The sequence below is a fragment of the Flavobacterium sp. KACC 22761 genome (assembly GCF_034058155.1).
GTDB lineage: Bacteria > Bacteroidota > Bacteroidia > Flavobacteriales > Flavobacteriaceae > Flavobacterium.
Genome location: NZ_CP139148.1, coordinates 125930 through 140185 on the forward strand (window position 1 = coordinate 125930; position 14256 = coordinate 140185).

A 14256-nucleotide genomic window follows, 5' to 3' on the forward strand; every position below is an offset into this window, starting at 1 on the left:
TCGAGGAAATTGCTCCAATAACCACTGAAGAGTTTGAATATATTAAAATATTCTTCAAAGAGAAAAAAGTAAAAAAACACCAATATCTGCTTCAAGACGGTGATAAAGTGACTTCTGAATATTGGATTGTCAAAGGCATTTTCCGCGCTTTTCATATTGATAAAGACGGCAAAGAACACATTTTGCAGTTTGCTCTTGAAATTTGGTGGCTTTCAGATTACAATGCTTTTTTCAACGAAAAAGAATCAAACATCAATATTGTTTGCATGGATGATGCAGAAGTTTTATGCCTCGCACTTTCTGGACGTGAACAATTGGCATCGGAACTTCATAAAATGGAACATTTTTTCAGAATGAAATTGACCAGCGGTTATTCGGCGCAGCAAAGAAGAATTATTTCACTGCTTTCCAATAATCCAAAAAAAAGATATGAAGAATTTGCAAGCCTTTATCCAAACATAATGCAAAAAATTCCAAAAAAATATATAGCCGAATATTTAGGCGTTAGCCGAGAAACTTTAAGCCGTCTATACTCTTCTACTACTAGCCGAGATTAACAAAATGCAAGCGTGATTTTTATCGCGCTTTTTTTATATCCCAAATTCAACAGCAAAAATCATTCTTAACCAAAGTCAATGATTTTAAAGATGCTGTCAATCTACTTTTGTCCCGTAATCAATTATTAATCAAGCTTTTTTCAAAAGTGTGATTTGAATCACAATTTTAAAGTGAGTTCGATCAACCGCTAGGTTTCAAACTTGACGGAACTTTGTCTCAGATCAAAAGCTAATTATTTCGCTTAAAAAATTATTTAACTGAAACATTCAATAATTAAAAAAATAAGAATCATGAAAACAACTGCTTTTAAATCCATCAACAAAAAAATTATCGCTTCGCTAAATGTGCTAGTGCTTATGACCACGGCAACAAAAGCTCAAAATTCAACAATCGTAAAAACAAAGATTTTGAATGAAACAATTTCAAAAATGACTCAATATGAAGTAAAAGAAGGAGAAGTAACTCAGTTTCGCAAAACACTTTCAGATTATGTTGTTAGCGCAATCGCTTCAAAAGAAAATATTATGGCTGAAGCTTTCTTTGAAGAAAAAAATCCAAATGTCTTATGGCTGATTGAAAGATGGAACAACAAAAATGAATTAGAAAAATTCGGCAAAAAAACAGAAGCAAAATCATTGGCAACATTGGCTGAAAAATCGCTTCTAAAACCTTCTAAAACCTATTTCGTAAAAGATCTTGAACCGCTTACAAAGGAGCAATGGCGCAAAACAGCAAAAAAGGAAGACAACCAACTAGTCATAATGTTATTTGTTGATGCTAAAAAAGGAACACAGCAAAATTTTAAAGATACGTACCATATCGCAATGCCTCAATTTAGAAGCGAGCCGGGCGTTGTAACGTATCAGCTTTCTGAAATTGAAGGAGATGATACACAATTTGTTACTTACGAAAAATTCAGAAGCAATGATGCTTTCCAATATCATCTCAACTTTCCTCCCATCAAACCCGTAATCGAATATTTGGAAACTAGCATAAAAACCCAACCTTTTCAAAATGGCTTGCATAATCTAATTGAATTTGCACCGCTTACAAGAGAATAATCATAAAAAACAATTATCAACATTTTAAAAATTAGAAATCATGAAAAATTTAAAACAAGTTATCGCAGCAGGTTTAGTAGGCACAGCATTAAGTGCAGAAGCTCAAATTAATCACGAATTGAACGTGATGAATCAATTAGCGACTCCTTCGCATGTGTCTGTGATGCCAGTTTCACAATTATTAAATGCGCCAGGAAATGAGGCTTTAAGAGCATTCTTTTTTACTCCCGTAAAAGACAAAACGATTTTGAAAGGCAAAAAAATCGCTGTATTGGCTGCTGATGGTTTTGAAGAAATTGAACTTACTGGACCTGTTTGGTATTTCAGAGAACTTGGCGCTCAAGTTGACATCATCGCTCCAAAATTCAATCCAGCTCCAGCAAGATATGGATTGAGCACTCCTGAAATGGCAAAAACACATATTATGGCAATTCAATATTTGCAACCTGTTGGCTGGATTAAATTTGACAAAACCGCCGACCAAATTAAAGTAAGCGATTATGATGCGGTGTTTATTCCGGGTGGAGCTTGGAATCCAGACAACCTTCGTTATGACAAAGATGTGATCAAATTTATTCAGGATTTCAATAAATCTGGAAAATTGATTGCGGCTATATGTCACGCGCCTGTGGTTTTGGCTTCAGCTGATATTCTAAAAGGAAGAAAACTTACTGGATATTGGAACATTCAAAGTGATTTGAAAAACGCTGGCGGAATCGTTTCTGATCAACCTGTTGTAGTAGATTCAAACATTATTACCAGCAGACATCCAATCGATGTAGCTGATTTTTCTAAGGCTGTAGAAAGCTGGTTGGCTAAAAAATAATCATCATAAATCGGCGGAAGGTGAAATTCATCTTCCGTCTTTAAATTCTAGCCTAACACTGTTACTTGCCAATCATTCTTTTCCGAAGCCTGCTTAAAGATTCTGGCTTAATGCCAATGTAAGAAGAAAGCTGATTTTGCGAAATCATTTGAAAAAGATAAGGTTCCTTTTTTAGGATTGTTTTATATCGTTCTTCAGGAGTTTGAAAATGAAGCATTTCTTGTCTTTCGATAATAATCAGATAGGCATACTCTGCAATCAACCTTCCAAATTTTGACCAATTAGGACAACTGTTGTACAGCTTTTCTACTGCTGCATATTCTAATGCAATTACTTTTGAATCTTCCATTGCTCTGCAACTGTAATGCGCCATTCTTTGGGTAATAAAACTAGCAAAATCAACTAGAAAATCATTTGGCTTTGCAAATCTGCTATTGATTTCGTTTCCTCGATAATCGACATAAAACATTCTGAAAAAACCGCTTTCAATAAAATAAATATGACGACAAATTTCTCCTTGCTGTAAAAGATCGGTATCCTTTTTTACTTCGATTCTATTAATTATCGGAAGCATCAAATCATATTCTTCATCAGACATTGGGACAAATGATGTAATTACGTTCTTAAGTGCATCCATACTATTGATTTTAAAAGAAATAACCCGCTTAAAATTAGATTTTATTCTGCTAAATACAAAATTGCTTTCATTAAATTATAAAGTACGTTCTTAACCAAAGTCAATGGCAGGAACAAAATTACCACTCTATCTTTGTCATGTAAATAAGTTGAAAATCAATTATTTAAAAACCATTAATTAAAAATATTCTATTACTAATAATTAAAAAAACTGAATCATGAAAACTAAATTCAACATCGAAACAAAAACTAGCAAAAATTCAAAACTAGGATTCAAAATCCATCTTCTTGCATTTTTATTGGCAACTCCCATTGTATTTATCATCTGGTATCTAACTGATACAACTTATCCTTGGCCACTTTGGTCTACAGCTTCATGGGCTATCGGAATTATTTTCCACTATTTGGGTGTATTTGTATTTAAAAACAACAACCTTAAATACTATCGTCATGGAAACATTTAAACGTATTGTAACCGGTCATGATATTGACGGAAAAGCAGTAATTATTTCTGAAGAAATCCCTTCACGAACTTATATGGTAGGTGGTCCAAATGGAGCTAAATTCCACGAAATTTGGAATACCAAACAAACTCCAGCTTTAATCGATAGCATTTCTGTCGATCCTGAAGAAACCTCACTCATTTTAGGTCCGCCAAAACAAGGAACAAGAATTCGAGTTATTGATTTTCCGCCAGAAAGTGATGAAATCCGAAATCTTACTGCCGCACAAGCTGTTGAACATTTCAAAACCATGAAAGGCGAACATGCTTCAAAAGCTGATGAAAATGCTCCTCATCCGTTAATGCACAAAACCGAAACTATTGATTACGGAATTGTTTTAGAAGGCGAATTAACCCTAATTGTAGATCGTGGCGAAACTACTGCAAAAGCGGGCGATATTATCATACAAAGGGGAACAAATCATGCATGGAGCAATAAATCAGGAAAAACATGCCGAGTGGTTTTTATTCTGATTGATGGACAATTTGAAGAAAATCTTCGCTAAATCTAAAAACCAATTGTTATGCGAGTACATCCTATAAAACCAGAAACCATGAACGATGAAGTTCGTTATGTTCACGATGAGGTTTTTAAACTCATTACCCACAGTCAAGGTCCGGTTGTAATGACAAATACTGAAGGTGCTTTGACTGGACCATTTCCTCCCATGCTTGCTTTTCCGCAATTTGGTATTCCGGCTTTAAGTTTTGTACGCTCTCTTGATAATCATGCAACGCTTCCTAAAAAAGTCAGAGAAGTAGCCATTTTAACTGTCGGTGCGGCGTTTGGAGCAAGATTCGAACTTTATGCGCATGAAATTATGGCAAAACATTTTGGCTTTTCTTCAGAAGCTGTTGCGTCATTAGCATCTGGAATTTGTCCTTCTGAATTAAATCAGGAAGAAAGAATTGCATATGAACTGGCTTCTGTTTTAGCAAAAGGAAAAATCGTTCCTGATTCATTGTACCATTTTGCAACGGAAATATTAGGAAAAGAAGCCACAGCAGAACTTATATTTCTTATAGGCGCTTATGCATTACTTGCAACAGTCTTAAATGGTTTTGATGTTCCAGCGCCTTAAATTGCTCGAACAAAACTATTTTCCTAAAATTTAAAAAGCCTTAAAGAAAGTTCTTCAAGGCTTTTTAAATTATTTATTGTCTATTATTAATTCAGATTCAAAATTGCATCAAGCTCAAGAATAGTTGTTCCTTCAGGAAGTTTTTTTGGTCCTATTGCTAATTTTTCGGCTAAAAATGCTGTAGAAATTGGTTTTAGGTTTTTAAAAAGTCCAATTCCATTAAAGAATTTAATTACTTTGACTGAAATTTTTTCGCCCAAACGATCTGTGTTTTCCCTAATTAGTGGTCCTGGTCTAAAAACCAAGTATTGTTCAAAATGAAGTTCGGCTATAAAATCTTCCAGTTTTCCTTTCATTTTGGAATAAAAAACACTGCTTTTCGCGGAAGCGCCATAAGAAGAAACCAATACAAACGATTTAATATTATTTTCTTTCCCAATTCTCGCAAATGCGGCAGGAATATCAAAATCTATTTTCCATTGATTTTCCTTTGAACCTGCAACTTTCAGCGTCGTTCCTAGGCAAGAAAAAAGAACATCACCCGTAATTAAATCCTTAAATTGATCTATTTTAGAAAAATCGACAATATGTTCTGATAATTTTGGATGCGTTTTCCCAATTGAACGTCTAACGAAAATTGAAATAGAACTGTAATCATTGTTCTTCAAAAGCGCTTCTACCAATTCTTTTCCAGTTGAACCCGTAGCTCCAATTATTATTGCTTTCATACTATCGTTTTAGGAATTACATTTCTTTCTGCTAAAAATACTTTCATACTGAAGAAATTCATCATAAAAATAAATAAAAAAAACTGCTTAAAAAGCAGTTTCAAAAACTTTAGATTTTAAAGTGAATTAATATAACCTTCAACGTAGCATAATAAAAAAAATTCCCCCTTTTTTTATTTATTACTTTTTAGTTTTGCGAATACGCGAACTTTGTTTCCAGATACATTTCTTCGAAATCAATTCCAGAAAAATTTAAAGTTTTTAAAAAGTGTTTAACTTTATTTTTTGCTAATTTGTTTGATCCTGTATAAAACAATTCATTATTTTCCAGCTTTTTATGCGTTGGCACTGGAATATCAGAATCAACAATATTGTGAATTTTAACTACATGGGCTTCTGGTAATAAAGAAGCTATTATTTCGCCAGAGGATTTCATATTCAAACTTGGCTCTAAACATTCTAAACTGTAAATTGGATTGTTTGCATGTACCAATATTTTCTCCGTCATATCTGGCAAATCAGATAAAAAAAGCTGAATATCTTCCCGTGGGATGAACAATACGAGCATTTTGGCTTTTGCAGCTTCGCGTCGGCTGACTAATTTTACCTTCCCGTCCATCATCTGAACAAGATCTCGCATGTGGCTGTTGCTGCGTGTATGGCTTATTAATACTTGGTGTCCCGATTTAGCAGCACGTGCGGCCAAATCCATTGTTGTTCTGCAAACTCCTATAAATCCAATTTTCATATCTTTTTATTTTTTAATCTACTTCGATTCCATAAAAAAATTCTTAAATCATAAAAGTAAAATATTAACATCACAAATATAAATCTATATTGTAATCAACTGATTTGTAATAGCGTACCAATAAACCTACATTTTTGTAGATTTAAAACTACAAACCGCAGATTATAAATTTTGTTTGCTATGTTTGCGTGTACAAATCTGATTGCACAAATGACGTTATCTACCACTTTTCGTTATTGCTGTTTTTTCCTGCTACTCACTGTGGCCAAAGGTTTCTGCCAAGAAAACTATGCTTTCAGATGGTATACTGCCGATAATAATGAATTGCCCCAAAGCAGTATAAAAGCGATAGTTGCAGATAAATACAACTTTATTTGGATGACAACTGAAAACGGACTTGTACGATATGATGGCAATACTTTTACCGCCTACAATTCTTCAAATACAAATTTGCAAGGAAGCCGATTTACAGATATTTTTGGGAGTGTCGAAAAAGACAGCTTGGTTTGTTATAATGAAGGAAAAAAAGAGCTGGCGATCATTACTGGCCGAAAAATAAAAGTCATCCAAAAAAAACCACCAATCTATAACTACAATAGAAAAGGCAGGCATTCCTTTTTGCATGATGGGCTTCCTTCCTATCTCACCATAGATCCTAGTGAGCAATTTTGCATCAAAACTTCAAATGGAAATATCTTTTTTGTTGATAATGATGAAGTAGAATTATGTGATGCTAAAATGAAGCGCCTTTATAAAATTGCATATAAAAACAATTCCGTTTTTAACTTTTTTGCAATTGGAAATACTCTTTTTTATCTCAGCGATAATGGAAATTATGATAGTTTTTCAATAAGCGGAAAAACTTCGGGACAACTCGATCCGAAGGTTTTTAAAACAAAACCCAAGATTTTCTGGAACATTACCACTGGACAGATTTTTCTTTCCTTTAAAAACAAAATATACCTTGTCGAATTTAAAAATGGCAAACTTTCAGCCAAGTTTATTGTCGAATTCAATGACTTTGTCAACAGCAATATCGCTTCCATTTACTATGATCAATCCAATCAAAAATTGTATTTAGGAAGCAATACAAATGGTTTGTGCATCATTACTTTTCCCGCTTTTAAATCAGTTAAAAAGGAATTTGCAAAATCTGAGGCTTATTATGCGGCTCAAGCTTTTACTGACAGTACTATAATAACCCCAATAGGACTGATTTTCGACAACAAAAAACTAATTGACAGTTTATCTTTTGAAAAAATTATTGACTTAAATGAAAAAATAACAATTGCTCAAGATGAACAAAAAAACATATGGCTTTCTAGACGTAACAATGTTTTATGTTATTTAAAAAACTCGGGATATAAAAAGTACATTACTTATAGGTTCAACCAAAATCCCAAAACAATATTCTGTGACAACGAAAACAATATTTGGGTTAGTTTGGCTCATAACGAATTCCAAAAACCAAAATTATACTGCATAAAAAACGGAAAAATACATTTGATAGCGCTGTTTGACGCAAACATCAATTTTATTGCTGAGTATGATGCAGAGACGCTTTATTTAGGCACTGAAAAAGGTCTTTTTAGATATGAGAAAAATTCTAGAAAACTATTTTTTATAAAAAGTACGAATCAAATAAACATCAGAAGTATTTTTATTGACCATGAGAGAAAAATATGGCTGACCACTTATGAAAAAGGCTTTTTTCTTTATTCCTCAGATCGCAAGCATCTCCATTCTTTTCCAAAAGACGAAGACGAATACCTTAACTCTTCACATTCTATCACCGAAGACAAAAATGGGTTCTTTTGGGTTCCAACAAACAAAGGTCTTTTTCAAATATCGAGAAAAGCTTTGCTGGCCTACCTCAAAGATAAATCAGAAGCTATATATTATCATCAATACAACAAGGCCGACGGCTTTTTAACCAATGAATTTAATGGTGGATGCCAACCTAGCAGCAATTTCCTTAAAAACGGAAATATTGTTTTGCCTTCTATAAATGGCTTTGTATTTTTTAATCCTTATAAAGTTAGGCCGTTGCTCCCTGGAAAACAGCTTTATATAGATCGCGTAATTGTTGATCAAAAAGAGCAACAGCCGAGCGACATTATTGTTTTGCCAAACGGTTTTCAAAGAGTCAGCATTTTGATTGCTTATCCTTATTATGGCAATCCTGAAAATCTGCATATTGAAGCAAAACTCGAAAAAAATGCCAACAGCCGTTGGGAACGCATAAAAAATGAACGATCAATCTCCTTTACTACTTTGCCTCCTGGCGAATATAAATTGATGATTCGAAGTTTATCGGGATTTGATTCTAAATATGTTTACAAGAAAATCTTGCTTAAAGTTCCTGCCAAATTTTACCAAACCGTATGGTTTACCGCTTTGACCTATGTTTTGCTTATCGGATTTCTAATTTCGTTATGGTACATCCGATTGTATTACATCAAAAGAAAAAATATAAAGCTCAAAGAAGTTATTGATATCAAAACAAAAAAGCTGGCTACAACAGTCAAAAAACTGCAAAAGACAAAAAGCAACCTAAAACAAGAAATCAAACAGCAGGAAACGTTGGTAAAAAGCATTAGTCATGATATCAAAAGCCCTTTAAAATTCTTGACCAATTCAATCACGCATTTATTTGAAAATGAAACCATTCAAGAAGATGCACAACTAAAAAAACACGTAGGAACAATTAAAATGTCCACAACGCAGTTGTATGAATATGTTGAAAATCTGATCAAATATTCCTCGATTTTTATTGAAGGAAAAAAACTCGAAGACGACTCCTATTCCTTATACAATTTGATTGAAGAAAAAATTGATATTTTTGAAAAAATCGCCGAAGCCGAAAATATAGAAGTCATCAATAGTGTTGACCCAAAACTTCGCATTAGGACAAATAAAAAAGCATTATCGATCATTATCCATAATCTGGTTGATAATGCCATAAAAAATGCTCCAAACGGACATGTGGAATTATTTTCTGGAACCAAAGATAATATCTTGCTGATCACCATTATTGATAATGGAAAAGGAATGAGCAAAGAACTTATTGATTATTATCTTGATTTTTATAAAAATCCAATTGTAAAAAATTACCACTTAGGATTGCACATGATTATTGAGCTTTTGTTGATTATTCACGGAAACATCAATATTACCAGCACAGAGGGCAAAGGAACTGCTATTGAAATAATGGTCGAATACGATTAATATTCATACGTTTTGAAAAGATTGATCAGTTCAACCAAGTTTGTGATTTTTAGTTTTTCAAAAAGCCTTGCTTTATAAGTACTCACCGTTGACATGTGAATGTTGAGCATGTTTGAAATTTCAAGATTTCCGTTGCCGTTTATCAGCATTTCGGCAATTTGAAGTTCTCGTTTAGAAAGGCTTTCTAACGGGTTTTTGGATTTTTTATTTATTCGAGTTTCCAACAATTTGCTTACAAGTTCTGGAGAAACATAAGTCGAAGTCTCAAAAACAGAATTGATTGCAAATATCATTTTTTCCTCGCTGCAAAGCTTATTCAAATAGCCATTTGCGCCGGCAGAAATATATTGCAAAGCATATTGATCTTCTTCATGAGCCGAAAAAACCAAAATTTTTACAGCAGGCTGAATCGCTTTAATATCGGCGATCATTCCGGTGTTTTTTCCGCCTGGAATATTGATATCCAAAAGCACTAAACAGATTGGTTTTTCTCTTAAAATCGCAAGAGCTTCGAAGAAATTTTCGGCATGTGAAATTTCTACATTTTCGATTTGTTTTTCCAAAACCATCGCAACGCCATTTCGTACCACCAAATGATCGTCAACTATTAAAATTTGCTTCATAGAAAAAAGAATTCGTATCAAATTAACACACTATTTTTTAAACAATTAAATTTTTAACGAAAAACTTTTTAGCCGAATCAAACGCACAAAAAAAGGAACAGCAAATTCGCTATTCCTTTTTTATATTTTCTAAAAAATCAAACTTTAAAAAGTTACAAGCTTCACACCCAATGTGAACCATCTTGATGGCAGTGGAACTGCTCCTACTTCGTAATATGTAGTATTAAATATATTTTGAGCGTCTAAAAATATGGTGAATTTATGAATCGACTGACTTACTCTAAAATCGTTAATCCAATACGATGGTCCAGTAATTCTTTCGTTAAAACGCGTAGCAAACAAAACAGAGAAATCTTTAAATTGATAATCAATTGTATTCGTAATTTGATGTTTTAAGGATGAAATCAAGTATTTCGAATAAATTTCTGTTCGTGAACTTTTAAAATCTGAATCTAAATAAGTATAAGCTAAAAGAATATTCAATCTAGAATCTTTAGAAAAATCGAATCTGTAAATGCCACGCAAATTGATTCCGTTTGTATTTAAATCTCCTGTGTTTTGGCTCTGCCAAGGAACTGTCGTTGCGTTTCGCATCCAGTCGATATAATTATCAATTTTTCTATAGAAATAATTCGCATTCAAACTCAAGGCTTTTTTATTGTATTTGAAGCCAATTTCACTCTGAAAAGCATTTTCTGAATCTAAATCGGGATTTCCAATATTTCCAGTTTGCTTCAAATACAAATCTGTAAACGATGGGATTCTTTGGCTTGTTCCAACATTTCCAGTAATTTTGAATGCTTCTGAAATTGCATAACTGGCATCAATTCCGGGATAAATCTGCCATTTATAATCGGAATTGTAATTCAAATATGTTCCAATATTTACATCCAATTTATTGGTAAAACTCGTTCTATATTCGGCGTAAAGCCCAACATTTTCGCGATCGTGATCTCCAATATTTGATGAATGAATATTTTCGTTTCTGAACTCCGCTCCAAAACCAATTTCTCCTTTTGCCAATTTAACGGTAGAATTCAATTCTCCTGCAATCGAGTTGGTATAATGCTGACTTCTTCCAACAGCCAAATTAGAGTTTCCTAAATAACGATAATCATCATAATTGTATCTGTAAGTCACTCTAGGCATAATTTTCCAGCTATCTGTAATAGAATGCGTGGACTGAATATTGGCAAATGTCGTTTGAACAATTTCAGTCGAATTCTTATCTCCCGGAGCCGCGTAAAATCCGTTAGCTCCAAATCCGTTATTGATGTAACCTGCCGAACCTAAAATTTGATTCTTATCATTGATTTGTACATTTCCTTGATAGAAAATTTTATTGTTCTCGAATGCCGTATTGTATCGATAACCATTGCTTTTGTCATGAGAAGCAAAAATTAAATGTTGTTGCTTTTCTTTTCCTAAAACAGCTCCGGCTTGAATTCCAGTTCCGTAAAAAGTATCTCCTGTATCTTCGGAATCTTTCTCGAAATTTGAACCTGCATAAGTGCTCACTAAAAATCCAGAATCGGTTGGTTTTTTTGTAATAATATTGATCGCTCCAGTCAAACTATTGATTCCGTAAATTCTTGCTGCGGGCCCGCGAACCACTTCAATTCTTTCGATAACTTCTACCGGAAGAGGCAAATTAAGCATGTTGTGAGCGGTTTGTGAATCAATCACTTTTGCTCCATTTAAAAGAACAACAGTTTGCTCAAAACTTCCGCCATCAACACTAATATCGGCTTGTGTTCCAAATGGCCCTCTTTGTCGAATATCAACGCCATTGGCATATTGCAAGACTTCCTGAAGTGTTCTTCCCGGAAGTTTTTTAATGGTTTCGCTAGAAATAATGTAAACATTTCTATTTTGCTTTGAAATTGGAGTACTAAAGCGATTCTCGTTAATTATAACTTCATCCATTTGATTGATGGAATCTTTCTTGGTCTGTGCGTAAAAATTGGTACAAATTACTGTCAATACAGCAATATAGATTTTCTTCATTTTGGGTTTACTGATTTTTTTGCAAAAGTAACACCTTATTCTGCCCTGCACAAGCACTAAAATTTGCAAAAAAAAAGGAATAGCGGTTTTGCTATTCCCTTTTTTCAATTTAACCTTGGGTAACAATAAATAAAAATTAATTAAAACTATTTTTAAAATTCGAAACTCCACTTTGCAACCAAGCTAAATAATCCTCAATATCAGGATTATATGCCGAAGTTTCATTCAAGGTTTCGCCTTCATTATTTACCAATACATAAAAAGGCTGTGCATTGGTTTTGTATGTAACGGTTTGGAATTCACTCCATTTCTGCCCGATATATTTTATTTTTTTTCCTGTCAATTCAGAAACTACTTGTTCGTTTTGAGGCAATTCTCTTTTATCATCAACATAAAGTGAAATCAAGACAACATCTTCTTTCAAAACTTTAAGCACTTTTTGGTCAGACCAAACATTATCTTCCATTTTTCGGCAATTTACGCAGGCATGTCCTGTAAAATCGATCATTACTGGCTTGCGCATTTTTTTGGCGTAGGCCATTCCTAAATCATAATCGGTAAAAGCGATAATGTTATGCGGACCAAATTCTGCTCCTTCCGGCAATTTTGCAGTCAATTCGTCTGAATTTGCTCCTAAACCACTCGGAATTTCACTGTAATTCAACGGTGGCGGAAAACCACTGATTAATTTTAAAGGCGCTCCCCAAATACCCGGAATCAAATAAATGGTGAACGATAAAACAACAATTCCGAGACTCAATCTTCCGACGCTGATATGCGATAACGGACTGTCGTGCGGCAACTGAATTTTTCCAAACAAATACAAACTCAGCACTGCGAAAATCGCAATCCAGATAGCTAAAAATGTTTCTCTTTCCAGCCAATGCAATTGCAAAACCAAATCGGCATTAGATAAAAATTTAAAGGCTAAAGCCAATTCTAAAAAGCCTAAAAACACTTTTACTGAATTCAACCATCCACCCGATTTTGGCAATGAATTCAGCCAACCGGGAAAAGCCGCGAAAAAAGTAAAAGGCAAAGCCAAAGCCAACGAAAACCCAAACATTCCCACAAAAGGCGCAATCCCGCCTCTTGAAGCCGCTTCGACCAATAAAGTTCCTACGATTGGGCCTGTGCATGAAAACGAAACAATTGCCAAAGCCAAAGCCATAAACAAGATTCCGATAATTCCTCCTCGGTCTGCCTGACTGTCCACTTTATTTGCTAATGAATTTGGTAGCATGATTTCAAACGCTCCTAAAAATGACATGGCGAAAACCAATAAAAGCACGAAGAAAACCAAATTAAACCAAACATTAGTCGAAAGTGCATTCAGCGAATCGGCACCAAAAGCCCAAGTAACTACAGCACCAAGAAAAATATAAATCGTAATAATAAAGATTCCGTAAAAAACAGCTTTTCTAATTCCTTGTGATTTGGTTTTGCTTTGTTTCGTAAAAAAACTAACAGTCATTGGAATCATCGGGAAAACGCACGGCGTAAGCAAAGCGGCAAAACCGGAGAAAAATGACAACATAAAAATCGTCCATAAACTATCTAATTCAGCTTTGCTTTTCTTTTTTGTAATGACTGGTTTTATGGCAGAATTTGATTCTTTTACAGTGATTGGTTCGGTCTGAACCTCATCGATTGCAGTTGAATCAGGCAATATTCTTTCTGATTTTGCCTCAGAAACAATTTTCTCAACCGTTGCGACCGCTGTCGCAGATAGGCTCACAGAAAATTCTAGTTCATCATAACTTGGCGGAAGGCAATTTTCATCGTTACAAACCATATATTCAACCTCAGCTTTGATTTTAAAAGGTTTCTTTCCGATGCTTTTTATTCGTTGTCTAAATGTTGTTTCTTTTTCAAAAAACTTAATCGACATTTTAAAAACAGGATCATTGATCGTTTTTCCTTTTTCTTCTTTTACATTTCCGATCACATGAAAATCGGGGCTTTTAGTAAAAGTAAAATGAGTTGGAATAGGCCCTCCGTCTGAACCTTCTTGGCTATATAAATGCCAGCCAGCTTCTAAAGTCGCTTTTGCCTGCAATTCATATTCAGTATCTGAAATTTTTTCGACACTGGTTTTCCACTTTATGGGAGTATAAATCTGAGCCTTTACCATTATTGTAAACAACAACAGCAGACTCACTAAAAATATGTTCTTGTTCATGAATATTTTTTTTAGAAAAGAGGGCTGAATAGCAAAAAACAACCCTCTCGTAAATTCCGATATTGCAATTAATAA

The 14256-nt window shown here is 34.0% G+C and carries 13 protein-coding genes; 7 read left to right on the forward strand and 6 right to left on the reverse strand.

Annotated features, from left to right (window positions below):
- Positions 1–47 precede the first annotated feature (47 nt).
- The 3 genes from SCB73_RS00520 to SCB73_RS00530 all read left to right on the forward strand — a co-directional run bounded on the left by SCB73_RS00520 (position 48) and on the right by SCB73_RS00530 (position 2445).
- Positions 48–557, forward strand: coding sequence for a Crp/Fnr family transcriptional regulator (locus SCB73_RS00520; protein ID WP_320570060.1), 510 nt, complete (start codon positions 48–50; stop codon positions 555–557).
- A gap of 291 nt (positions 558–848) precedes the next feature.
- Positions 849–1619 (forward strand): putative quinol monooxygenase, encoded by a 771-nt coding sequence (locus tag SCB73_RS00525; protein WP_320568248.1) that lies wholly within the window; start codon positions 849–851, stop codon positions 1617–1619.
- 40 nt (positions 1620–1659) lie between these two features.
- Positions 1660–2445, forward strand: a complete 786-nt coding sequence (locus tag SCB73_RS00530; protein ID WP_320568249.1) for a type 1 glutamine amidotransferase domain-containing protein — start codon at positions 1660–1662, stop codon at positions 2443–2445.
- A gap of 61 nt (positions 2446–2506) precedes the next feature.
- Here SCB73_RS00530 and SCB73_RS00535 read toward each other — a convergent pair whose 3' ends face one another.
- A complete protein-coding gene (locus SCB73_RS00535) occupies positions 2507–3082 on the reverse strand; it encodes a Crp/Fnr family transcriptional regulator (RefSeq protein ID WP_320568250.1) in 576 nt (191 codons plus the stop codon).
- Positions 3083–3299: 217 nt separating this feature from the next.
- Here SCB73_RS00535 and SCB73_RS00540 point away from each other — a divergent pair, with 217 nt between their 5' ends.
- From SCB73_RS00540 to SCB73_RS00550, 3 genes are read left to right on the forward strand one after another with little or no spacing between them, the layout of a single operon-like run.
- Positions 3300–3545 carry a 2TM domain-containing protein gene (locus SCB73_RS00540; protein WP_320568251.1) on the forward strand — a complete coding sequence of 82 codons (246 nt, stop codon included), beginning with the start codon at positions 3300–3302 and terminating at the stop codon, positions 3543–3545.
- Positions 3532–4089, forward strand: a complete 558-nt coding sequence (locus tag SCB73_RS00545) for a cupin domain-containing protein (RefSeq protein ID WP_320568252.1) — start codon at positions 3532–3534, stop codon at positions 4087–4089. The genes SCB73_RS00540 and SCB73_RS00545 overlap by 14 nt, the downstream gene beginning before the upstream one ends.
- 18 nt (positions 4090–4107) lie before the next feature.
- Positions 4108–4665, forward strand: coding sequence for a carboxymuconolactone decarboxylase family protein (locus SCB73_RS00550; RefSeq protein WP_320568253.1), 558 nt, complete (start codon positions 4108–4110; stop codon positions 4663–4665).
- Between the two features lie 86 nt (positions 4666–4751).
- Here the strand turns inward: SCB73_RS00550 and SCB73_RS00555 are convergent, their stop codons facing one another.
- Positions 4752–5393, reverse strand: coding sequence for an NAD(P)H-binding protein (locus SCB73_RS00555; RefSeq protein ID WP_320568254.1), 642 nt, complete (start codon positions 5391–5393; stop codon positions 4752–4754).
- A gap of 187 nt (positions 5394–5580) precedes the next feature.
- Positions 5581–6141 (reverse strand): NAD(P)-binding domain-containing protein, encoded by a 561-nt coding sequence (locus SCB73_RS00560; protein WP_320568255.1) that lies wholly within the window; start codon positions 6139–6141, stop codon positions 5581–5583.
- 180 nt (positions 6142–6321) lie between these two features.
- Here SCB73_RS00560 and SCB73_RS00565 point away from each other — a divergent pair, with 180 nt between their 5' ends.
- Positions 6322–9369: a ligand-binding sensor domain-containing protein gene (locus SCB73_RS00565; protein WP_320568256.1), complete on the forward strand. Its 3048-nt coding sequence runs from the start codon at positions 6322–6324 to the stop codon at positions 9367–9369.
- On the opposite strand, the gene SCB73_RS00570 is transcribed toward SCB73_RS00565, so the two are convergent.
- From SCB73_RS00570 to SCB73_RS00580, 3 genes are all read right to left on the reverse strand, one after another.
- Positions 9366–9992, reverse strand: a complete 627-nt coding sequence (locus SCB73_RS00570; protein ID WP_320568257.1) for a response regulator transcription factor — start codon at positions 9990–9992, stop codon at positions 9366–9368. The two genes, SCB73_RS00565 and SCB73_RS00570, sit on opposite strands and share 4 nt — an antisense overlap.
- A 144-nt stretch (positions 9993–10136) precedes the next feature.
- Entirely contained in the window at positions 10137–11999 is a 1863-nt protein-coding gene (locus SCB73_RS00575) for a TonB-dependent receptor plug domain-containing protein (protein ID WP_320568258.1), read from the reverse strand.
- A gap of 136 nt (positions 12000–12135) precedes the next feature.
- Positions 12136–14181, reverse strand: a complete 2046-nt coding sequence (locus SCB73_RS00580; RefSeq protein WP_320568259.1) for a protein-disulfide reductase DsbD family protein — start codon at positions 14179–14181, stop codon at positions 12136–12138.
- Positions 14182–14256: the final 75 nt, after the last annotated feature.